The sequence below is a fragment of the Burkholderia sp. Bmkn7 genome (assembly GCF_041103175.1).
Classification (GTDB): Bacteria; Pseudomonadota; Gammaproteobacteria; order Burkholderiales; family Burkholderiaceae; genus Burkholderia; species Burkholderia cepacia.
The window spans coordinates 3,549,165-3,570,854 of record NZ_JBGCUH010000003.1 but is presented as its reverse complement, the minus strand read 5'-3'; the positions used below and the strand labels follow the sequence as shown (position 1 = coordinate 3,570,854).

The 21,690-nt window shown below is 70.3% G+C and carries 21 protein-coding genes; 13 read left to right on the top strand and 8 right to left on the bottom strand.

What is annotated here, in order from left to right; translation table 11 throughout:
- Positions 1 to 88 precede the first annotated feature (88 nt).
- Complete coding sequence (locus tag AB3K92_RS38220; RefSeq protein WP_369466827.1) at positions 89 to 1,381, bottom strand: DUF3108 domain-containing protein; 1,293 nt, start codon at positions 1,379 to 1,381, stop codon at positions 89 to 91.
- 111 nt (positions 1,382 to 1,492) lie between these two features.
- On the bottom strand, positions 1,493 to 2,368 hold the full coding sequence (locus AB3K92_RS38215) for an IclR family transcriptional regulator (RefSeq protein WP_021160146.1): 876 nt from the start codon (positions 2,366 to 2,368) through the stop codon (positions 1,493 to 1,495).
- A 143-nt stretch (positions 2,369 to 2,511) separates the two neighbouring features.
- Between AB3K92_RS38215 and AB3K92_RS38210 the strand changes: the two genes are divergently transcribed.
- The 6 genes from AB3K92_RS38210 (at position 2,512) to rfaE2 (ending at position 8,548) form a co-directional block, all read left to right on the top strand.
- On the top strand, positions 2,512 to 3,504 hold the full coding sequence (locus tag AB3K92_RS38210; protein WP_021160147.1) for a fumarylacetoacetate hydrolase family protein: 993 nt from the start codon (positions 2,512 to 2,514) through the stop codon (positions 3,502 to 3,504).
- A 117-nt stretch (positions 3,505 to 3,621) separates the two neighbouring features.
- Positions 3,622 to 4,449 carry an enoyl-CoA hydratase/isomerase family protein gene (locus AB3K92_RS38205; RefSeq protein ID WP_021160148.1) on the top strand — a complete coding sequence of 276 codons (828 nt, stop codon included), beginning with the start codon at positions 3,622 to 3,624 and terminating at the stop codon, positions 4,447 to 4,449.
- Positions 4,450 to 4,537: 88 nt separating this feature from the next.
- Complete coding sequence (locus AB3K92_RS38200; RefSeq protein WP_369466826.1) at positions 4,538 to 5,311, top strand: PhaM family polyhydroxyalkanoate granule multifunctional regulatory protein; 774 nt, start codon at positions 4,538 to 4,540, stop codon at positions 5,309 to 5,311.
- Positions 5,312 to 5,335: 24 nt separating this feature from the next.
- Positions 5,336 to 6,562, top strand: coding sequence for a patatin-like phospholipase family protein (locus AB3K92_RS38195; protein WP_048023862.1), 1,227 nt, complete (start codon positions 5,336 to 5,338; stop codon positions 6,560 to 6,562).
- 468 nt (positions 6,563 to 7,030) lie between these two features.
- Positions 7,031 to 7,909 carry a diiron oxygenase gene (locus AB3K92_RS38190; protein WP_048023863.1) on the top strand — a complete coding sequence of 293 codons (879 nt, stop codon included), beginning with the start codon at positions 7,031 to 7,033 and terminating at the stop codon, positions 7,907 to 7,909.
- A gap of 153 nt (positions 7,910 to 8,062) precedes the next feature.
- A complete protein-coding gene (gene rfaE2, locus AB3K92_RS38185) occupies positions 8,063 to 8,548 on the top strand; it encodes a D-glycero-beta-D-manno-heptose 1-phosphate adenylyltransferase (RefSeq protein ID WP_059486936.1) in 486 nt (161 codons plus the stop codon).
- Positions 8,549 to 8,564: 16 nt separating this feature from the next.
- Here the strand turns inward: rfaE2 and AB3K92_RS38180 are convergent, their stop codons facing one another.
- The 6 genes from AB3K92_RS38180 to AB3K92_RS38155 all read right to left on the bottom strand — a co-directional run bounded on the left by AB3K92_RS38180 (position 8,565) and on the right by AB3K92_RS38155 (position 14,857).
- The gene (locus AB3K92_RS38180; protein ID WP_027789017.1) at positions 8,565 to 8,807 is read right to left on the bottom strand and encodes a hypothetical protein; all 243 of its coding nucleotides are present in this window, start codon (positions 8,805 to 8,807) and stop codon (positions 8,565 to 8,567) included.
- Between the two features lie 200 nt (positions 8,808 to 9,007).
- Positions 9,008 to 9,793: a type III pantothenate kinase gene (locus tag AB3K92_RS38175; RefSeq protein ID WP_048023868.1), complete on the bottom strand. Its 786-nt coding sequence runs from the start codon at positions 9,791 to 9,793 to the stop codon at positions 9,008 to 9,010.
- Positions 9,790 to 10,710 carry a biotin--[acetyl-CoA-carboxylase] ligase gene (locus tag AB3K92_RS38170; protein ID WP_048023870.1) on the bottom strand — a complete coding sequence of 307 codons (921 nt, stop codon included), beginning with the start codon at positions 10,708 to 10,710 and terminating at the stop codon, positions 9,790 to 9,792. The genes AB3K92_RS38175 and AB3K92_RS38170 overlap by 4 nt, the downstream gene beginning before the upstream one ends.
- Before the next feature lie 472 nt (positions 10,711 to 11,182).
- Entirely contained in the window at positions 11,183 to 11,734 is a 552-nt protein-coding gene (locus AB3K92_RS38165; RefSeq protein WP_369466825.1) for a hypothetical protein, read from the bottom strand.
- Positions 11,735 to 11,933: 199 nt separating this feature from the next.
- Positions 11,934 to 12,779 (bottom strand): tetratricopeptide repeat protein, encoded by an 846-nt coding sequence (locus AB3K92_RS38160; protein WP_369466824.1) that lies wholly within the window; start codon positions 12,777 to 12,779, stop codon positions 11,934 to 11,936.
- Positions 12,780 to 12,787: 8 nt separating this feature from the next.
- Positions 12,788 to 14,857, bottom strand: coding sequence for a bifunctional 2',3'-cyclic-nucleotide 2'-phosphodiesterase/3'-nucleotidase (locus tag AB3K92_RS38155; protein ID WP_369466823.1), 2,070 nt, complete (start codon positions 14,855 to 14,857; stop codon positions 12,788 to 12,790).
- A 314-nt stretch (positions 14,858 to 15,171) separates the two neighbouring features.
- On the opposite strand from AB3K92_RS38155, the gene AB3K92_RS38150 reads away from it, so the two are divergent.
- The 7 genes from AB3K92_RS38150 to AB3K92_RS38120 all read left to right on the top strand — a co-directional run bounded on the left by AB3K92_RS38150 (position 15,172) and on the right by AB3K92_RS38120 (position 21,281).
- Entirely contained in the window at positions 15,172 to 16,296 is a 1,125-nt protein-coding gene (locus AB3K92_RS38150; RefSeq protein WP_021164213.1) for an ABC transporter permease, read from the top strand.
- On the top strand, positions 16,293 to 17,207 hold the full coding sequence (locus AB3K92_RS38145) for an ABC transporter ATP-binding protein (protein ID WP_021164214.1): 915 nt from the start codon (positions 16,293 to 16,295) through the stop codon (positions 17,205 to 17,207). The genes AB3K92_RS38150 and AB3K92_RS38145 overlap by 4 nt, the downstream gene beginning before the upstream one ends.
- An 18-nt stretch (positions 17,208 to 17,225) precedes the next feature.
- Complete coding sequence (locus AB3K92_RS38140; RefSeq protein ID WP_021164215.1) at positions 17,226 to 18,155, top strand: MlaD family protein; 930 nt, start codon at positions 17,226 to 17,228, stop codon at positions 18,153 to 18,155.
- Between the two features lie 38 nt (positions 18,156 to 18,193).
- Entirely contained in the window at positions 18,194 to 18,817 is a 624-nt protein-coding gene (locus tag AB3K92_RS38135; RefSeq protein ID WP_048023905.1) for an ABC-type transport auxiliary lipoprotein family protein, read from the top strand.
- A gap of 19 nt (positions 18,818 to 18,836) precedes the next feature.
- Complete coding sequence (locus AB3K92_RS38130) at positions 18,837 to 19,988, top strand: VanZ family protein (protein WP_369466822.1); 1,152 nt, start codon at positions 18,837 to 18,839, stop codon at positions 19,986 to 19,988.
- 317 nt (positions 19,989 to 20,305) lie between these two features.
- Complete coding sequence (locus tag AB3K92_RS38125; RefSeq protein WP_060051704.1) at positions 20,306 to 20,623, top strand: ferredoxin; 318 nt, start codon at positions 20,306 to 20,308, stop codon at positions 20,621 to 20,623.
- Between the two features lie 13 nt (positions 20,624 to 20,636).
- The gene (locus tag AB3K92_RS38120) at positions 20,637 to 21,281 is read left to right on the top strand and encodes an alpha/beta hydrolase (RefSeq protein ID WP_021157030.1); all 645 of its coding nucleotides are present in this window, start codon (positions 20,637 to 20,639) and stop codon (positions 21,279 to 21,281) included.
- The last annotated feature ends 409 nt before the right edge of the window (positions 21,282 to 21,690 follow it).

The window sequence follows — 21,690 nt, the reverse complement described above, 5'->3', positions numbered from 1 at the left end:
GAAATAGTTGTTAAAGAGTGTCATCGGCGATTTCACGGAAATCTGTAATCGGTCGAAATTGCCGAATCACGCGCATTCGCGTGCGAGTTCACTGTGTGACAGGTGACGTGACAGGCGAAGACGCGGGCGGTGCAGCCGGTTGTGCAGCCGGCGGTTGCACGGCGGCGGGCGGCGCGGGTTGTGCCGGTTCGGCGGCCGGTGCGGCCGACGGTTCGGGCGCCGGTGCAGCGGCGGGCGCAGGCGTGGCGCCGCCTGCCGGTGTCTCGTCGGACGGCGCACCCGGCGCCGCGAGCGGGCCGTGCCACAACAGTTCGATCTGCGCGCCGTTCGGTTCGGTCTGCACGAGCCGCGCGGGCAGCCAGCCGAGCGACGGTGCGAGCCACATGTCGATGCGGCGCGTGTCGCCGTCGCGCCGCGGCAGGCGCATGAAGTGCCGCGCGCCGATGATGCCGGCCTGCGTCTGCACCTGCTCGTCGCCGATCACGGTGATCGGCCAGGTCTCGCCGCTGTTGTTGTCGATCACGAAGAACTGCTGCGTGACGCCCGGCCTGTAAGCAGACGGATTGCCGCGCACGAGCCCCGACAGCTGCATCAGCATGCTGAAGCGGTCCTGTATGCCGTCGGGCAACGGTGCGTTGTTCGGCGTGCGCGTGAACACGACCTGCCGGATCTCGCGATTGAAGATCGCGATGTCTTCCGGACGCTTGCCGCGCTTCTCGACGTAACGGTCGGGCGCGACGCCGAACGCGTCGATGCGGCCTTCGCTGCGATAGGAGAACGGGCCGACGAACGGCACGGGCATCGACACCGACAGGTCGTAGGTGCGCCCGTCGGTACGCCAGTGGATCGTGCCGATCATGTTCTGCATGCCGTTGTAGAACGTGTCGTACTGCAGGTCGCCGGACGGCGGCGCGATGAACTTCACGCCGTTCGTCGCGGGGTCCGGTGTCGTGGCGCCGGCGGCGCTGGCCGCACCCGCGGCCGACGCGGCGTGCGCGCCCGACGCGCCCGGTATGCCACTCGCTGCGGACGCGGCGGCCGGCGGCTCGCCGTGTTCGGCCGTTTGCGTCGACGTGAGGACCGGCTCCGGCGCGGGTTTCGGCGCGGCGGCCCTGGGAGCCGCCGGTGCGGGCGCGGCCGGATGCTCGACCGGCTTCGGCGCAGGTGGCGCGGGCTGGCGCTCGATCGGCTGTGGTTTCAGCAGCTCGATCTGCACGGGGACTTCGGCGGGTGCGGGCGGCGTGAACGCGTCGCGGTTGCGCATCAGCCAGAACGCGGCGAGCGTGTGCAGCACCAGCACGACGACGAGTGCAATGCCCACGCGCAGCCAGCGGCGGGGCAAGGCGTGACTCGGGCGGATATCGGCAGGCTGCATGGGCATCGGAACAGGATCGGGGCGCTCGCGTGATGTCGGGCGCGCGGCGCGCGCCACAGGAATCGGACTGTCGAATGCGCCGCGCGTTCGTGCGCGTGCCGTGACGAGGCGAATGCGTCAGGCGTCGCGCGCGTCGGGACTATAGCCGAGTTCGTAAGACAGTTTCTGCGCGCATGCGCGCAGCGCCGTGTCGATCTCGCCGCCCCATGCAATGTCGAACGAGCCTTCCTGGCCGAGCGCGACGATGGCGAGCGCGAGTTCGCCGACCGCATCGAACACGGGCATGCAGAACGCGTGGATCGTCGGCAGCAGCATCCCCTCGACGCGCGCGGCCTCGTGCTTGCGCACGTCGGCGAGCACCGCGTCGACCTCGTCGAGCGTGCGCGGGCCGCCGTGGTGCGGCGAGCGGCGCGTATCGGCGAGTTCGCGCTCGAGCATCGCGGCGGTCTTGCTGCGCGGCAGGTACGCGGCGAACAGCAGGCCCGTCGCGGAGCCAAGCAGCGGCATCACGTCGCCGAGCTTCAGCGACGCCTTCGCCGGGTGGCTCGATTCCATCCAGTGCACGATCGTCGGCCCCTGGTTGCCCCACACCGCGATGCCGACCGTCTGGTCGAGGCGGTCGCGGAATTCGGTCAGCGCGATCCGCGCGAGCTTCACGCCGTCGACGCGCGCGAGCCGCGCGAGCCCCATCTGCAGCGCGAAGCCGCCGAGCTCGTAGCGGCCCGAGACGGGGTCCTGCGACACCACGCCGAGACGCGAGAAGCTGACCAGGTAGCGGTGCGCCTTCGCAGGACTCATGCCCGCGCGCTGCGCGAGGTCGCGCAGCATCATCGCGCGCGGCTCGCTCGTCAGTACGTCGAGCAGGCGGAAGCCGACCTCGATCGACTGGATGCCGGAACGGACTTTCTCGCTGTTTTCGCCGTGCTCGCCGGAAGCGGCGTCGTCGGTGTCGGAGTCGGCGAGATCGTCGTCGGGAAGCGGGTTGGCGGGCATGGGCGGCAGGTGCGCGAAAATGCGGCAGGAATGGGGGTGAAAATTCGGGGCGAAAGCGGCGTGCACGATCGTGGCGCGCCGCCGGGATTCACCATCGTAAAATAGATTCCCTCCATCGTCACTACAACGGCAGAGTCCCCCTTATGAAACTTGCTTCGCTGAAGGACGGCACGCGCGACGGCCAGTTGATCGTCGTGTCGCGCGACCTGCACACCGCGGCGATCGCCGACGCGATCGCGCCGACGTTGCAGCGTGTCCTCGACGACTGGGCGTTCTACGCGCCGCAGCTGCGCGACCTGTACGACGCGCTGAATCACGGCCGCGCGCGCAATTCCTTCGCATTCGATCCGGCCAACTGCATGGCGCCGCTGCCGCGCGCGTTCCAGTGGGCGGACGGCTCCGCGTACGTGAACCACGTCGAGCTCGTGCGCCGCGCGCGCGGCGCCGAGATGCCGCCCGAATTCTGGACCGACCCGCTGATGTACCAGGGCGGCAGCGACGACTTCCTCGGCGCGCGCGACGACGTCGTGTGCCCGTCCGAGGAATGGGGCATCGATTTCGAGGCGGAAGTCGCGGTGATCACCGGCGACGTGCGGATGAGCGCGTCGCCCGACGAAGCGCTGAAGGCCGTCCGGCTCGTCACGCTGGTGAACGACGTGTCGCTGCGCAACCTGATTCCGGCCGAGCTCGCGAAAGGCTTCGGCTTCTTCCAGAGCAAGCCGGCCACCGCATTCGCGCCGGTCGCCGTCACGCCCGACGAGCTCGGTGACGAATGGCGCGAGGGCCGCGTGCACCGGCCGATGATCGTCCACTGGAACGGCAGGAAGGTCGGCCAGCCCGATGCGGGCACCGACATGGTGTTCCACTTCGGCCAGCTGATCGCGCACGCGGCGAAGACGCGCAACCTGCGCGCCGGGTCGATCGTCGGCTCGGGGACGGTGTCGAACAAGGACGCGAAGCGCGGCTACTGCTGCATCGCCGAGAAGCGCTGCCTCGAGACGATCGAGCACGGCGCGCCGCAGACCGAATTCATGCGCTACGGCGACACCGTGCGCATCGAGATGTTCGACGCGGCCGGCAAGTCGATCTTCGGTGCGATCGAGCAGTCGGTCGCCCCGCCCGACGGCGCGGCGTAAGCCGCGCGGTGCTTGCGCGAAACCCGGCTTCGGCCTGCGCGCCGGGTTTCGCCTGATGTTTGCCCGCGCGGGCTTGGCTACACTCGATTCAAGAGCCTCGACTCGAAGGAGCGGCACATGGCCGATCTCGCCGCATACGGCGGTTACGAAGCACTGAAGGTGACGCGCCGCGACCATGGCGTGCTCGACATCGTGATGAGCGGCGAGGGCGCGAACCGCAGCGGCCTCGCGACCGCGAACGCGCGCATGCATCGCGAGCTCGCCGACATCTGGCGCGACGTCGACCGCGATCCCGACACGCGCGTCGCGGTGATCCGCGGCGAGGGCAAGGGCTTCTCGGCGGGCGGCGATCTCGCGCTCGTCGAGGACATGGCGAACGACTTCGACGTGCGCTCCCGCGTGTGGCGCGAGGCGCGCGACCTCGTCTACAACGTGATCAACTGCAGCAAGCCGATCGTATCGGCGATGCACGGCCCGGCCGTCGGCGCGGGGCTCGTCGCCGGGCTGCTCGCCGACATCTCGATCGCCGCGAAGGACGCGCGCATCATCGACGGCCACACGCGCCTCGGCGTCGCGGCCGGCGACCACGCGGCGATCGTGTGGCCGCTGCTGTGCGGGATGGCGAAGGCGAAGTACTACCTGCTGCTGTGCGAACCGGTGAGCGGCGAGGAGGCCGAGCGGATCGGGCTGGTGTCGCTCGCGGTCGAGCCGGCCGACCTGCTGCCGAAGGCGTACGAAGTGGCCGAGCGGCTCGCGCACGGTTCGCAGTCGGCGATTCGCTGGACCAAGTACGCATTGAACAACTGGCTGCGCACGGCCGGGCCGACCTTCGATACGTCGCTTGCGCTCGAATTCATGGGGTTTGCCGGGCCCGACGTTCAGGAAGGCCTCCGGTCGTTGCGCGAGCGGCGCCCGCCCGAGTTCCCCGGCGACGCCCCGTTCTGACACGCGCCGGCGCTATGATCGATCCAGGCGCGGCTCGCGCGACCCATGGCGGCCGCCTCGCCCTCACCCAGTCAACCAGGATGCCCGTATGACGACCGATGCCTCCGGCTCCAATCCTTTCGCCGGCTTTGCCGGCTTCAAGCCCGCCGACATGATGGACCGGATGTGGGACATGATGCGGATGTCGCCGTTCGGCGCGATGACGCCGTTTCCGGGCGGCGCGCATGGGCTGCCGCCGTCGCTGTCGAGCATGTCCGACATGATGGCGCCGCTCACGAGCGTCGAGGAACTCGACAAGCGCATCACTGACCTGCGCGCGGTCGAGCAGTGGCTGAAGCTCAATCTCGGGATGCTGCAGTCGGCGATCCAGGCGCTCGAGGTCCAGCGTGCGACGCTCGCGACGCTGCGTGCGTTCGGCGCGTTCGCGCAGAGCTCGATGTCGGCGGCCGAGGAAGCGGCCGTCGCGGCGGCGCAGGCGGCGAAACCCGCGTCGGCTGCGCCGGGCGATGCGCCGCCGGCGGCGGATGCCGATGCTTCCGCCTCGGATGCAGCCGCGGGCGACGCCGCGCAGGCCTTCGATCCCGCCGGCTGGTGGAACCTGCTGCAGTCGCAGTTCAACCAGCTCGCGAGCCTCGCGATGGCGCAGCCGGGCATGCAGCCCGCCGCGCCGGGCGATGCGCCGCCGGACGCGGCCGCTGCGCCGGAGCAGGCCGCGAAGCCGGCACCGGCCGCCGCCGCGCCGCGCAAGCCCGCCGCGAAGCGTGCCAAGTCGACCAGCGCGACCGGCGCGACCGGTTCGGCCGCGGCGCGCGCGGCGGCCGCGTCGTCGCCCGAAACCCGTCCGCCGAAGCGTTCGACGTGACGCGGCGCAGATAGCAGGTCGATCATGCGGCTCGCGCTCGTTCTGATGGGAGGCGGCGCACGTGCCGCCTATCAGGTCGGCGTGCTCAAGGCACTGGCCGAGATCGCGCGCGAGGCCGATCCGCAGCGGCACACGCTGCCGTTCGCGGTCGTGTGCGGCTCGTCGGCCGGCGCGATAAACGCGACGTCGATCGCGAGCCACGCGGACGACTTTTCCCACGGCGTGCGGCGCCTGCTCGAATTCTGGGAGCCGTTGCGTGCCGACTACGTGTATCGCACCGACTGGCTCGGCATCGCGGCCGCCGGTGCGCGCTGGCTCGCGACGATGACGTTCGGCTGGGCGGCCCGCCGCTCGCCGCGCGGGCTGCTCGACAACGCGCCGCTCGCGCACCTGCTGCAGCGCGAGCTGAGCTTCCACCGGATCGAGCAGATGCTCGAGGCGCGCCTGCTGCACGCGCTGTCGATCACGGCGCTCAGTTATTCGAGCGGCCGGCACCTCACGTTCTACCAGGCGGCCGAGCCGATCCAGGCGTGGCGGCGCGCGCAGCGCACCGCGCGGCTCGTCGACCTGTCGGCGTCGCACCTGCTCGCGTCGTCGGCGATTCCGTTCGTGTTCCCGGCCGTGCCGCTCGTGCTCGACGGGCAGATCGAGTACTTCGGCGACGGGTCGATCCGGCAGATCGCGCCGCTGTCGCCGGCGATCCACTTCGGCGCGCACCGGATCGTCGTGGTCGGTGCGGCCGACCCGCGGCCCGAGATTCCGGCCGCGAACGGCACGGGGCTGGTACGCGGCTACCCGACGCTCGCGCAGATCGGCCAGCAGGTGCTCGCGAGCGTGTTCCTCGACTCGATCGGCTCGGACATCGAGCGCATCGAGCACATCAACCGGATGATCGAGCACCTGCCGCACCAGGTCGAGGTGGACAGCGGCTGGCGGCACGTCGACGTGCTCGCGATCGCGCCGTCCGAGCGTATCGAGCTGATCGCCGCGAAACACCTGAAGCAGATGCCGGCGACGATGCGTGGGCTGCTCGGCGCGATCGGCGGCAGCCAGCCGGCCGGCGCGTCGTTTGCGAGCTACCTGCTGTTCGAGGAGGCGTTCACGCGCGAACTGATCGAGCTCGGCTACCGCGACGGGCGCGCGCAGCGCGATACGCTGGCCGGCTGGATCGCGCTGGCGGACGGCGGCAGCGCGCCGGCCGCCGGCATGCCGCCGGAAGACGGTTTCGCGACCGGCGAAATACGGGTCTGATGCGCCGGGAGAGGGGCGGGGTTGCATTTTCGCGACGGCCGGCCGCGACCGATCGCCGCACCGCGATTGGCGGCGCGCGACCGGGCGGGCGTCTCGGAACCGTCATGCACGCGTGCTATCATGGCCGCCGCCGTATACACCATATCGAACAGCCCGCCGATCCGGCATCCGCACGGGGCCCTACGGGGAACCCGCCTGGGGCAGGGGACGGGCTCGTCAGCGAGCCGGCCAGCGCCGGCCCCCACTCAGGCAAGCGCGTAGCCGGTTCCGTTCGTACGGAGCGTGGCTGCGGCATGCCGCAACGGCGGCGGCGCGGCCGCCCGGCTGCCGGACGAGCAATCGACGTCCGGCCGGTCGGTTTCACGCGTAAAATTACAGTCTTGGCCGCAAAAAGCGCGCTTGGCGCGCCTTTGCGGCAACAGTCACGTTTAGAGAAGTCGCATTGCGCAGAACAGGGGTGGGACCATCATGAACACCATGCTTTATCCGGAACTTTACAGGTCGCTCGAAGCTGTCCGCTGGGACATGGAGAAGGACATTCCGTGGGACAAGTTCGACGCTTCGCTGCTCACCGACGAGCAGGCGAAGACGATCAAGATGAACGCGATCACCGAATGGTCGGCGCTGCCCGCGACGGAAATGTTCCTGCGCGACAACCAGCACGACAGCGACTTTTCCGCGTTCATGAGCGTGTGGTTCTTCGAGGAGCAGAAGCATTCGCTCGTGCTGATGGAATACCTGCGCCGCTTCCGGCCGGAGATGGTGCCGACCGAAGAGGAACTGCACGCGGTGCGCTTCGAATTCGACCCGGCGCCGCCGCTCGAGACGCTGATGCTGCACTTCTGCGGCGAGATCCGCCTGAACCACTGGTACCGCTGCGCGGCCGACTGGCACACCGAGCCGGTCATCAAGCAGATCTACGAAACGATTTCGCGCGATGAAGCGCGCCATGGCGGCGCCTACCTGCGCTACATGAAGAAGGCGCTGAACAACTGCGGCGACGTCGCGCGCGCGGCGTTCGCGAAGATCGGCGTGCTGATGGCGTCGGCGCGCCGCACCGAGAAGCCGCTGCACCCGACCAACCTGCACGTGAACCAGGCGCTGTTCCCGCGCGATACCGTGCAGTCGCGCCTGCCCGATCCGGAATGGCTCGAGCGCTGGCTCGACGAGCAGATCCGGTTCGACGGCGAGTGGGAAAAGAAGGTCGTCGAGCGGATCCTGCACAACCTGTCGATCCTGTTCGAGCGCACGTTCGCGACCGCGCAGGAGCTGAACCGCTATCGCAAGGAAGTCACCAGCCGCCTGCAGGCCGAAAGCGGCCCGTCGTCGGCCGCGCAGCCGGCCTGAGGCCGGCAGGCGCCGCCGCCGGCGTGAATCGCGCCGGCCGGGTGGTGCCGCCGTGCCGTATCCGTTGCATCAAGCCCGCCTGGCCAGCTTGGCGGGCTTTTTATCTGGCGCCGCCGTCGCGCGCGCCGTTGCTCATTCCGTCCGACCTTCACCATGTCCGTCACCTTCGAACGCAAGCTGATCACCCGTGATGCCCTCGTCGCGCTGCGCGCGTCGCTGCCGTCGCCCGTCGTGTTCACCAACGGCGTATTCGACATCCTGCACCGCGGCCACGTCACGTATCTCGCCGACGCGAAAGCGCTCGGCGCGTGCCTGATCGTCGGCGTGAACAGCGATGCGTCGGTGCGCATGCTCGGCAAGGGCGACGACCGGCCGATCAATCGCGAGGAAGACCGCGCGGCACTGCTCGCGGCGCTGGAAAGCGTCGACTGGGTCGTGACGTTCGGGGAAAAGACGCCGGTGTCGCTGATCGAGGCCGTCCGTCCGGACATCCTCGTGAAGGGCGGCGACTACGACATGGACGCGCTGCCGGAATCGGCGCTCGTGCGCGGCTGGGGCGGCCGTGCGCTGGCGATTCCGTTCGAGCACGACCGCTCGACCACCGCGTTGCTGAAGAAGGTGCGCGCGCAGCAGTCCTGAGCGCGGCCGGGCGCCGTCAGGGCGCGGACGCCGCGAGCGGGGCGGTCGTGACGGCCGGCGGCGCGATCGGGCCACCGACGACGGGTTGGTCGGTCGCCTGCGCGAGCGGCGTCACGCGCAGCGCATCGGGCCGGACCTGCCGCGACAGCACGCCGGGTTCACGCGGGCCGGCCGACGGCAGCGGCCCGAACACGCCGCGCGCCACCACGAACGCGAGCATGTTGGCGAGAAAGAGAACAGCGATCAGCCAGCGCAGCATCGTCGAACCTCCCTGTCGTTATCGACGTCGTTCACGTCATTCAGTCGAGCCGGCCGCATGGCCGGCTTTTTCATGGCTTCCGCCGGTCGAATGCACGGGCGGTTGCAGCTGCCCCCGCGCGTACCGCTTCGTCAGCGTGCCGCATGTCCGTCCGGACCTGCGTCGCCATGCCCACCGGCGCGATGCCGGCGCCGGTACCGTCAATCCTGCGCGGCTTCGGCCGCAATCAGCGCGAGCCCGGACAGGATCAGTGCATCGTGCCGCGTATGCGGCACCGTCAGCGCGCGTGCGACGTCGTCCGCCGCGCCGCCGGCCAGCACGAGCCGCACGGGTGCGTGCCACGCGTCGGCAAGGTCACGCCACGCGCGTTCGATCAGCCCGGCCTGCGCGTACAGGCAGCCGGCCGACAGCGAGCGCGGCGTATCGACCTGGAACGGATCGGCCTGCGCACCCGCGAGCAATCCGCTCGCGATATCGGTGGTCAGCGTCGGCAGCTGCGCGGTGTGCGTGCCGAGCGCGCGCATCATCAGCGCCCAGCCCGGCGCGATCAGCCCGCCGGTGAAACGGCCGTCCGCGCGCAATGCCTCGAGCGTCGTCGCGGTGCCGAACGTCGCGATCAGCAGGTGCTCGCCCGGAAACGCAGCGTGCGCGCCGATCAGGCCGGCCCAGCGGTCGCTGCCGAGCTGTTCGGGTGTCGTATAGCCGTTCGTCACGCCGCATTGCGTGTGACGCGAGCGTATCGTCGTGCGCGGCAGGCCCGGCCAGCGCGCGTCGAGCAGCGCGTCGAGCCGGGCGGCCACGTCGGCGCCCGCGACGTTCGAGATCCACGCGCCGCGCGGATGCGGCAGGTTCGACCAGTCGGGATCGGCGCCGCCGTCGCGTGTGTGGCCGAATGCGCCCGTCTCGACGAGCGTGCGCTGCGCATCGGCGAGCGCCCACTTGATCCGGCTGTTGCCGGCGTCGATCAGCAGGTGCGGCTCGTTCATTGCGCTTCGCGCAGCGACACGTCGCCGGCCGCGATCGCCTGGATGCCGTCCGGCGTGTCGAGCAGCAGCTGGCCGGTCGCGTCGATGCCCGTCGCGATGCCGCGCGCGCGTTCGACGCCCTGTTCGAGCAGGACGACTTCGCGCCCCGCATACGCGTGCAACGCATGCCAGCGCGGCACGAACGGCGCGAGCCCTTCGGCGCCGAACTGCGCGAGCGCGGGCGTGAGCGCGTTCAGCGACGCGGCGAGCGTATCGGTGAGGTTGGCCGATGCGCACGCGATCGACAGCGCAGCGGGCGGCAGTCCGCTCGCGAGCGTCGCTTCGCGCGCGCGCAGCGCGTCGACCTGTGCGGCGACGGCTTCCGCGCCGCGGACGTTGATGCCGAAGCCGATCACGACGGCGGTCGCGTCGGCGCTGGCCCAGGCGGTTTCGATCAGGATCCCGGCGAGCTTGCCGACGATGCGCGGCGTGCCGTCGTCGGTGGCCGTCAGCAGCAGGTCGTTCGGCCATTTGAGCGCGACGCGCGAGCGGGCGTCGAGCGGCAGCGTGGCCAGCCCTTCCGCAAGCGCGACGCCGATCGCGATGCTGAGGCCGCCGAGCGCGTCGACGGGGCGCGGCACGATGCAGCCGACCGAGCACAGCAGCGCGTTGCCGGGCTGTGCGAACCACGGGCGGCCTTGCCGGCCGCGGCCGGCCGTCTGCTCGAACGCCACGCGCACGAGCGGCGCGGGCAGCGCGTTCGCATGGCGCGGGAGTGCCTTGAGGCGCGTCGCGACGTCGGCGTTGGTCGAGCCGGTGGCGGCGACGATGTCGAGCGGCCACGCACGCGGCGCGGCGTCCAGGTGCGCCTCGAGCCGGTTGCGCGCGATGTGCGCGTCGCCGGAATCGGGCGTGTCGGAGGAGGTGGGGGCGTTCATGGCGCCTATTGTAGCGACAGGGGGCGGTGGCGCGCGTCGAGCGGCGCGCGCCACCGGCAGTGATCGACCGGCAGTGATCGACCGGCAGTGATCGACCGGCAGTGACCAACCGGCAGCGACCAACCGGCCGTGACTGACCGGCGGCGACCGATTGGCGGCGACCGACCGGCAGAGACCGACCGGCAGTGACTGACCGGCAGTGACTGACCGGCAGAGACCGACCGGCAGAGACCGACCGGCAGAGACCGACCGGCAGAGACCGACCGGCAGAGATCAACCGGCAGAGACCAACCGGCAGAGACCAACCGGCAGAGACCGACCGGCAGTGACTGACCAGCGGCGACCGATCGGCAATGACCAACCGGCCGCGACCAACCGGCAGACACCAATCAGCAATGACCGACCAGCATCTACCGCCAGGGCGGCGCGCGGCCGCCCGCATGCGCGCGGCGCCGGCGTGCCGCCGCACGACTCAATGCTTCTCCATCTGCTCCAGCGCCTTGATGTCTTCCTCCGACGTCATTTCGCACGCAAGCAGCGTCTTACCCTTCAGCGCCGGGCCCTGGCGCGCCGACACGAGGATCAGCGCGCCGCCCGGGCCGCGCACCGTCAGGCGGCGCGAATAGCCTGCCGACGACGCGCCCAGCAGGTGCCCCTTTTCCGGCGCGAGCTTGTAGCGTTGCGCGAGCTGGCCGGCGACTTCGCCGTCCACGAGCACGCCGATCCCGGTGCTGGTGAACACGACGTGTTGCGTCGTGAAACCGTCCCGGTGGATCGGCTCCGGCAGACGGAAGACCGCGGCGCCCAGCATCGATTCGTCCGGCTTCGGATCGGTGGCCTTGACGGTGTTGTAGATCGACTCCATCAGGTCCGACGTGAACGGCGGATTGCAGATCGCGGCGTTGAAGATGTCGGGTTGGGCGGGCGGCGCGGCGAATGCAGCGAGCGGCGCGGCGGAGAGGGCAATGGCAATGGCGGCGGCGCCGACGGCAGCGGCGCGACGCCCGGACAGGCGAAGGGACATGAATGCAGTTCTCTCAGGTTTTATTGTGAGGCTGCATGTTAATGCATCGCCGCACGCCGGCCGATCGACGGGGAGCGGCCGGGTGGCGGCAATGCAACAGGCGCGCACCCGCGCGCCGCGATCGATTCCGTTGCCGGATGATCGATGCGCGGCGCGTCGGGGCTTGCGCGTCAGGCAGCCGGTGCGATGCGGGTTCGCGTTACGGCGCGATGACCGGATGCTTCAGCGCATGCGCGGTCTCGATCCACTGCGCGTGGAATTCGTCCGCGTCGGGCTTGAGCCCGAGCTCGCCGTTGCGATAGGCCATCGCGAGCGTCTGCACGGCTTCCGGCAACTCGTGCTCGGCGGCCCGACGATACAGCGCGAGCGCGCGTGCGTCGTCGCGCGGCACGCCGCTGCCGTCGCGGTACGCGTTCGCGAGCATGAAGTCCGCGGCCGGGATGTCCGCGCGCGACGCGACCTCGAACCAGTGCGCGGCCTGCACGGGATCGGCGGCGATCCCGTAGCCGCTGCGATAGATCAGCCCGAGGTAATACGCGGCGGCCGGGTCGCCCTGCGCGGCCGCTTCGCCGAGCAGTGTGCGGGCGCGTGCATAGTCCTTCGGCATGTCGCTGCTGCCGAGCAGCAACGCCTTGCCGAGCGCGAGCTGCGCCCGCCGGGCGGCCGGCGCGTCGGCCTTGCCGTCCGCCGTCGCTGCCGTTTCCAGCCAGCCGCGCCCCTCGTCGCGCAGCCCCGGTTCGCGCGCGTCGACGAGCGCGATGCCGAGCGCCGCCTGCGCGTCGCCCGAGCCGCGGCGCGCCAGCGTGCGCAACTGCGCGAGCGCGTGCGGCTCGGTGGCCTGCGTGACCATTGCCTGCCACTCGTCGAGCTGCGCGGCGCTCGGCGTGGAGCCGGCCCCGTGCAGGCCGGTCGCCGCGACGACGGCCGCGACGGTCACGGCCGCCGCCGCGAGCAGCGCGGCCGGCGGAAGTTTCGCGCGCAGCACGCGCCGCGCGGCAGCGGCGAGGCCGGATTCGGCCGGCCGCATCGTCCGGATCGGTTGCATCGCGTGTCTCATTGCGTGAGGTCGATCTCGTAGGTGGCGAGGTTCTTGCCCGAGCCGTCGTCGGCCGCGACCTGCGTGATGCCGGTCAGGCCGGCCGCCGCCGCGTCGCCGAGGCGGTTCGGTGCGGACGCGAACTGCACGTGCGCGACCGAGCTCGCGAGCTTCGTGAAGCGCCAGCTGCGCTGCGCGCCGTCCGCCGTGCGCGTGATCGCGCCGCGCTTCTTGATGAACGCGATCAGCACGTCGCGGTTCGCATCGGGCGACGCGAAGATCGTCTTGCTGCCGTCGAGGCCCGGGAAGTTGCCGCCGCCGCTCGCGCGGTAGTTGTTGGTCGCGACGATGAACTGCGCGTTCGGGTCGATCGGCGCGCCCTTGTACGTCAGGTTCCTGATCCGGCTGCCGACCGGCTGCGTGACGTCGATTTCATACGCGAGATCGGCCGACGTGAACATGTCGAAGTTGTAGCCGGGGAAGGTGCTGACGAGCGGCTGCACGGTCGCCTTGGTCGGGTCGATCCGGTTGAAGCGCTTCGCGGCGGTTTCGAGCCAGTTCTTCACGTCGGCGCCGCTGACCTTCACCGCATACACGGTGTTCGGATACAGGTACAGGTCGGCCGCGTTGTTGATCGCGAGCGCGCCCGGTGCGACGTCGGTGTAGTCGGTGCCGCCGCCGAAGCCGCTCTTGAACGGTGCGCTGACCGACAGCACCGGCAGCGACGCGTATTGCGGCAGGTTCGCCTGCACGTAGGTCTTCACGTAGTCGGCCTGCGCCTCGTTGACGATCTGGATCGCGCCCGGATCGCCGACATCGGCGAAGTACGAGTTCATCCGGTAGTCGGTCGAGCCGATCGGCGTCTTCACATAGTCGATCGTCGCCTGGTGCTCGGCGGCGATCGCGGCGGAAACCGACGGATCGGCCGCCACGTAGCTCTTGTCGGCGTTCTGGATCGGCCGCGCCTCGACGGTCGTCTGCGACTTGTCGACGCTCCACGTCTTGCCGTCGAACTTCAGGCCGAGCTTGATCACGCCGAGGTGCTTGCCCCAGTAGTTGGCCATCACGGTCGGCACGCCGTTGACGGTGCCCTTGACCTTGTCGACGCCCGGCAGGTTGAACTGCGACACGGTGCTGTTCGCGTCCGGGAACACCTGGTGCGAGTGGCCGATCAGCATCGCGTCGATGCCGGTCACCTTCGACAGCCACCAGCTGCCGTTCTCCATCGTCGGCGAATACGCGGAATTGTCGAGGCCGCCGTGCGAGATCGCGACGACGAGATCGGCGCCCTTCGCGCGCATCTCCGGAATGTACTTCTCGGCCGCTTCCTTCAGGCCGGTCGTGTAGACCTTGCCGTCGAGCCAGCGCTTGTCCCAGTTCATGATCGCGGGCGGCGTGAAGCCGATGATGCCGATCTTCACGGGCGCGCTGACCGTCTTGCCGTCCGGCGTGGTCGCGGTCACGGTGCGGGTCAGGATCGTGTACGGCGTGAACAGCGGCGCGTTGGTCTTCGCGCTGATCACGTTCGCGAGCACCTGCGGGAAGTTCGGGCCCGCGCATTTCTTCTGCTGGGCCGGCGCCGGCAGGCCGTCGACCTCGAACGTGTTGCCGGTCACCTGCGACAGGTACGGCAGACCGTAGTTGAATTCGTGGTTGCCGATCCCGCCGCCGTCGAATTTCGCGGCGTTCATCACCTTGTAGATCGCGAGCGTCTGGTCGCAGCCGACCGGCTTCACGAGCGCCTGGTAGTCGGACAGCGCGGTGCCCTGGATCGTGTCGCCGTTGTCGAGCAGCAGCGTGTTCGGGTACTGCTTGCGCGCCTGCGCGATCAGCGTCGACACGCGTTCGAAGCCGAGCGAATTGTCGGCGGCGAGCTTGAAATAGTCGTACGACAGCACGTTGGTGTGCAGGTCGGTCGTCTCGAGCAGCGCGAGGGTGGCCGTCGTGCCGACGGGCGCCTGGGCTGCCGGCGGCGTCGCCGGCAGCGAGGTGACGTCGTCGCCGCCGCAGGCGGCGAGGATGAAGGCGAGGCTGGCGAGCGCGGCGATGGCCGGCACGCGACGGCGGGAAAGCAGGGGGAGACGCATCGGTTGTCCTGTTCGGTGTTCTGTTTTATGAAACGCGAGGTGCGCAACGATTGGCGGCGCGGGGCGCCGACGGCCTGATGTGCGGCGCGAGAGAGTATCGAAAGGAAACGTGACGGAAGAATGAAAGGTGGTGACGTCGGCATCGGGCAACGGGCGGCGGCTTCCTCGCGCACGCCGGGGCGGGCACCCGGCCGCCCCGGCCGGGCTCCCCGGCTGCGCGCCCCGAGCTCGCCGCCCGCACGGAAATCCTCACGTCGCGGCGCCGGGCGGTTCGCTACAATGGCCGCTGTCACCTTTTTGCAAACAACCTGCCCTTGGACTTCGAGACTCCTCCCGGCCTGTCGGTCGACGCCGGCGGCCAGGGCCAGACGGTGCGCCTGACCGGCCAGTGGACCGCGCTCGCGCTTGCACGCAATCGCGGCGCGGTGGCGCGCCGTATCGCGAGCATCGCGTCCGGGCGCGTGAGCGAATGGGATCTGTCCGGCATCGAGCGGCTCGACCACGTCGGCGGCCAGGCGCTGTGGCGCGTGTGGGGCCGCAAGCTGCCGGACGGCGTCGCGCTGAGCGCCACGCAGCGCACGATCTTCGAGCGCATCGAGCGGCTCGACAGCGAGCGCGAGGCGCCCGAGCGCGTCGTGCGCGTCGACCCCGTCACGCGGCTCGGCCAGGCGATCTTCCGGTTCGGCGAGCACCTGCAGGGCGGCATCGCGCTGTTCGGCCTCGTGATCCTCGATGCGCTGTCGGTGTTGCGCCGTCCGCAGACGATGCCGTGGAAGGAGACCTCCGCGAACATCTACAGCGCAGGCGCCCAGGCGCTGCCGATCACCGCGCTCGTCGCGTTCCTGATCGGCATCGTGCTCAGCTACCTGTCCGCGCAGCAACTGCAGATGTTCGGCGCGAACCGCTACATCGTGAACATCCTCGGGCTGTCGGTGATCCGCGAGCTCGGCCCGGTGCTGTCGGCCATTCTCGTCGCGGGCCGCTCCGGCTCGGCGATCACCGCGCAGATCGGCGTGATGCGCGTGACCGAGGAGCTCGACGCGATGCGCGTGATGGGCATCCCGCACGGGCTGCGGCTGATCCTGCCGCGCGTGCTTGCGCTCGGCGTCGCGATGCCGCTGCTCGTGATGTGGACCAACATCATCGCGCTGACGGGCGGCGCGCTCGCCGCGAAGCTCGTGCTCGGCATCGACGTCAACTATTTCGTGCGCTCGCTGCCGGGCGTCGTGCCGATCGCGAACCTGTACATCGGGGTCGGCAAGGGCGTCGTGTTCGGCATGCTGATCGCGCTGGTCGCCTGCCATTTCGGCTTCCGGATCAAGGCGAACTCGCAGAGTCTCGGCGAAGGCACGACCACGTCGGTCGTGACGTCGATCACGGTCGTGATCCTCGCCGACGCGGTGTTCGCGATCCTGTTCCAGAACGTGGGGCTCGGATGAACGCATCGAACGAAACGACCGCGCACGCCGCGGCCATCGGTGCCGGGTCGGTCGGCGAGCGGCCGGCCGCGGCGGCCGCTCCCGGCGATCTCGTGATCGAGGTGCGCAACCTGACCAAGCGCTACGGGCGCAACATCATTCACCAGAAGCTCGACTTCGACGTGCGGCGCGGCGAGATCGTGTCGATCGTCGGCGGCTCGGGCTCCGGCAAGACCACGCTCGTGCGGCAGATCCTCGGCCTCGAGCGGCCGACGTCGGGCACGATCAAGGTGTTCGGCGAGGATACGGCGACGATCGACGACGCGAGCGCGCGGATGATGCGCACGCGCTCCGGGATGCTGTTCCAGCAGGGCGCGCTGTTCTCGTCGATGACGGTGTTCGACAACGTCGCGCAGCCGCTGCGCGAGCTCGGCCGCGTGCCGCCGGACCTGCTGCACGACATCGTGATGCTGAAGCTCGAGATGGTCGGGCTGCCGTGCAAGCACGCGTCGAAGATGCCGGCCGCGCTGTCGGGCGGGATGGTGAAGCGGGTCGGCATCGCCCGCGCGATCGCGCTGGAGCCCGAACTGCTGTTCCTCGACGAGCCGACGGCCGGCCTCGATCCGCAGGCGTCCGACGAATTCGTCGAGCTGATCGCGACGCTGCACCGCACGCTCGGGCTGACCGTCGTGATGGTGACGCACGATCTCGACACGATGGTCGCGCTGTCGACGCGCGTCGCGGTGCTGGCCGACCGCAAGGTGCTGGTCGCCGCGCCGGTGGAGGAGGCCGCGAACGTCGACCATCCGTTCATCCACGAATATTTCCTGGGGCTGCGCGGGCGCCGCGCATTGCAGGCGCTGCCGCCCGAGCGGCGCGCGAAGCTGCCGAAGGCGGCCCTCGAACCGGCGCTGTCGAGCGTCGAGCTGTAGGCACGAAGGAATCCTCGAATGGAAAACAAATCACATGCGTTCTGGGCCGGCCTGTTCACGATCGCGCTGACGCTCGCGATCGCGGGCACCGTGTTCTGGTTCAACGTCGACCGCACCGTGCGCGTGCCGTACGACCTGCTCGCGCGCACCAACGTGACGGGGCTGTTCCCGGACGCAGCCGTGCGCTTTCGCGGCCTCGACGTCGGCAAGGTGCAGTCGATCGGCTTCGACCGCGCGCACCCGGGGCAGATCAGGATCCGGATCCTCGTCGACCACGACGCGCCGATCACGCAGTCGACCTACGGCAGCCTCGGCTTCCAGGGCGTGACGGGGATCGCGTTCGTGCAGCTCGAGGACACGGGCCGCGACCTGGCGCCGCTGCCGTCGTCGCCGAAGGCGATTGCGCAGATCCCGATGCGGCCGAGCCTGTTCGACCAGATCCAGGAGCGCGGCGACGTGCTGCTGCGGCAGCTTGAGCTGGCCGCGAAGAGCGCGAATGCGCTGATGTCGCCCGAGATGCGCGAGCAGTTGCGCGCGACCGCCGAAAGCCTGCAGCACGCGGCCGACGGTGCCGCCACGCTGACGAAGCAGCTCGGCCCGGCGGTCACCGCGCTGCCGGAAACGATGCACGAGGTGAACCGCGCGATGGCGTCGGCGAACACGCTGCTGCAGCCGAACGGGCCGCTCGTGTCGAACCTGAACAAGGCCGGCACGGCCGCCGAGCAGGTCGGCGTCGCGCTGAACGATCTCAACGCGCGCGTGCAGTACGACACGCTGCCGCGCTTCAACGCGCTGGCCGGCAGCGTCGGCGATGCGTCGCGGCAATTGAAGGACGTGGCCGGTGAACTTGGCCGCAACCCGCGCAGTCTGTTGTTCGGTTCGCCCGGCGCGGCGCCGGGGCCCGGCGAAGCGGGCTTCGTCTGGCCCGGCGCGACGGCCCGGCAGTGACCCCCATCGAAACCGGAAACATCATGCAGGAACACGCCATGCCACGAATCCTTGACCGCGCGCTGCGTCCGGCCGCGGCCGCGCTTGCCGTGCTGACGCTGTCGCTCGCGGCCGGCTGCGCCGGCAACAGCGCGGCGCTGTCGAATGTCCGCTACGACCTCGGGCCGGCCACGCCGGTCGTTACGGCGGGCACGGCCCCCGCGCTGAAGGTGCTCGACGTCGTCGTGCCCGACGCGCTCGACTCCGACAAATTCGCGTACCGCCTCGCGTACGTGGACGCGCAGCACGTGGCCGTCTATCGCGACAGCCGCTGGACGGCACCGCCCGCACAACTGCTCACGCAGCGGCTGCGCGGCGCGCTGTCGTCGCGCGGCACGGTGCTCGAAGGGGCCGACGGCGTGCGCGCGCCGACCCTCAAGGTCGACCTGAACGAATTCGAGCAGGTGTTCGACGGCCAGTCGCAGAGCTACGGCGCCGTCACCGCGCGCGCGACGCTGACGCTGGACGGCAAGGTGCTCGGCCAGCGCACGTTCGTCGCGCGCGCGCCGTCGAGCACGCCCGACGCGGCGGGCGGCGCCCGCGCGCTCGCGGCGGCGAGCAACGAGCTCGTGTCGCAGATCGCCGCATGGGTCGGCATCCAGGCGTACGCGGGCACGCCGTGACGCGTGCCGCGCAGCCGCGATGAGCGCGACCGGCACGCCTCGCGCATCGCCGCTCGCGCGGCAGGCCTTTGCCGCCTACGCGGCACTCATCGTCTACGCGTCGCTGTATCCGTTCGCAGGCTGGGTGTCGCTCGGCATCGGGCCGTTCGACTACCTGTTCGCGCCGATGCAGCGCTACGTGACCGCATTCGACGTCGTCACGAACGTGCTCGGCTACCTGCCGTTCGGCGCGCTCGGCGTGCTCTCGCTGCACCCGCGCTGGCGCGGCGTGGCCGCGACGCTGATCGCGGCCGGGCTCGGCGTGCTGCTGTCGGGCGCGATGGAAGCGCTGCAAACCTACCTGCCGACGCGCGTCGCGTCGAATCTCGATCTCGCGGCCAACGCGCTCGGCGCGCTGCTGGGGGCGGCGCTCGTCGCGCCGGCCACCGGTGCGCTGCTCGATCGCGGCGCGCTGCGCCGGCTGCGCTTCGCGTGGTTCGAGGACGACGGTGCGACGCCGCTGCTGCTCGCCGGGCTGTGGCCGTTCGCGATCCTGTTCCCGTCGCCGTTCCTGTTCGGCATCGGCGACTGGCCGGCCGCGCTGTGGGAGCGTGCCGACGCGTCGATGCAGGACACGCTGCTCGCGTGGCTGCCGGCCGCGTGGCGCGTGGGCGAATGGCCCGAGCGCGTCGACGGCTGGCTGTCCGACTCCGCGTGGGAGGCCGCGCTCGGCGGCCTGATGCTGTTCGCCGCGCTGGCGATCGCGTCGCTCGCGATGCGGCCGCGCGCACCGCGCATCCGGCTGCTGATCGCGCTCGTCGCCGCGACGCTCGTGCTGAAGGCGGCCGCGACCTTCATGCAGTCGGCCACCGGACTCGTCGTCGTGTGGGCGACGCCCGGCGCGCGCCTCGGGATCGAGCTCGGCTTCGCGGCCGCGCTCGTCGCGCTGCACGTGCCGGCGACGTGGCGCGCGACGCTGGCGGCGCTCGCGCTGCTGGCCGGCGTGGCGCTCGTGAACCTGCTGCCCGTCAACCCGTTCTTCGACTTCACGCTGTCGGGCTGGCGGCAGGGCCGTTACGTGCACTTCAACAGCCTCGCACGCTGGCTCGCGTGGATCTGGCCCTACGCGGCGCTGATCTGGCTCGGCCAGCGCGTCGAGCACGCATGGCTGCCGGCCGTGCTGCGCCGCTGACGCGAAGGCTGCGGCGGTTGTGCCGCGATGGCCGCGGCGGTACCGCGGGCAGCGGCGTGCGCCCCTCGTTATAATCGTCCGCACGAGTGCAGTGTTCGGCACCGATCGGCACGTGTGTGCGGCGCCTTCGCACCCGTGGCCGCGTTGCAAATCCTCGCGATGCCGCCAGGCATCGCCGTGGTTTGCGCGTCGCCACGAGCACGAATCCGCTGGCACCCAAGCGCCGCCGGGCGCCGAACCCTACACGCCCGTTGCCCCGCGCAGCGGCAACCGCTCCTCTTTCCGCACGGCCTTGCGCCGGGCAGCTCGCCACCACCATGGATTCCTACTACCAGCACCACGTCTTCTTCTGCCTGAACCAGCGCGAACCGGGCGCCGAACGCCCGAGCTGCGCGCAATGCGACGCTCAGACCATGCAGGAATACGCGAAAAGGCGCGTGAAGGAGCTCGGCCTCGCGGGGCCCGGCAAGGTTCGCATCAACAAGGCCGGCTGCCTCGACCGCTGCGAGGAAGGGCCGGTGATGGTCGTGTATCCGGAAGGCACGTGGTACACGTACGTCGACCAGGCCGACATCGACGAGATCGTCGAATCGCACCTGCGCGACGGCAAGGTCGTCGACCGCCTGAAGATCTGATCGGGCCGGCCGAATGAACGTTCATACGCAGAAATCGCTGATCGCGGGCCCGGTCGGGCAGATCGAAATCGCGGTCGACCTCCCCGATGCCGTGCGCGAAGGCGGCGCCGCGCCGCGCGGCATCGCGCTCGTCGCGCATCCGCATCCGCTGTTCGGCGGCACGATGGACAACAAGGTCGCGCAAACGCTCGCGCGCACGCTCGTGCAGTTGAACTACGTCGTGTTCCGGTCGAACTTCCGCGGCGTCGGCGCGACCGAAGGCGTGCACGACAACGGCACCGGCGAGGCCGACGACCTGCTCGCGGTGCTCGCGCACATGCGCGCGCAGCCCGCGTATGCGGACCTGCCGCTCGTGCTCGCGGGCTTCTCGTTCGGCACCTTCGTGCTGTCGCACGTCGCGAAGCGGCTGCGCGACGCGGGCGAGACGATCGAACGGATGGTGTTCGTCGGCACGGCAGCGAGCCGCTGGCAGGTGGCCGACGTGCCCGAGAACACGCTCGTGATCCACGGCGAAACCGACGACACGGTGCCGATCGCGTCGGTGTACGACTGGGCGCGGCCGCAGGAACTGCCGGTCGTCGTGATCCCCGGCGCCGAGCATTTCCTGCATCGCAAGCTGCACGTGCTCAAACGCATCATCGTCGACGCCTGGCGCTAGCCGGCACGCGGGAGGCCGGCATGACGCCGGCCCGCACGGTGTTGCTATACGTGCTCCGGCCGGCGCCGGATGCGCGTTTCCCTTCTCGCGACATCGCGCCGCGGCGTGCGGCGCGACCCGACTTCTCCTTCGCCTGCGCACACCTTTCGCACACCTTCGCGTGCGATGACGCGCAGCTTGCCGGCACCCCGCGCCCGATGAAGATGGACGGCGATCCTGCGCCAGGTTCGCGAAAACGCGCTGCGCGGCCACGTATAATGGCCGGATTCCGCGTCGCCCGCGGCCCGGCTGGGCCCATGCGGCGCTCGTTTCGCCGCCTGTCCGCCCGCTCGCGACGGCCGCGAACCGAACGCGTCCGCACGAGTCCAACCGGCGCGTTTCGCGTCGCCCGACGATTTCGGGCGAGTGC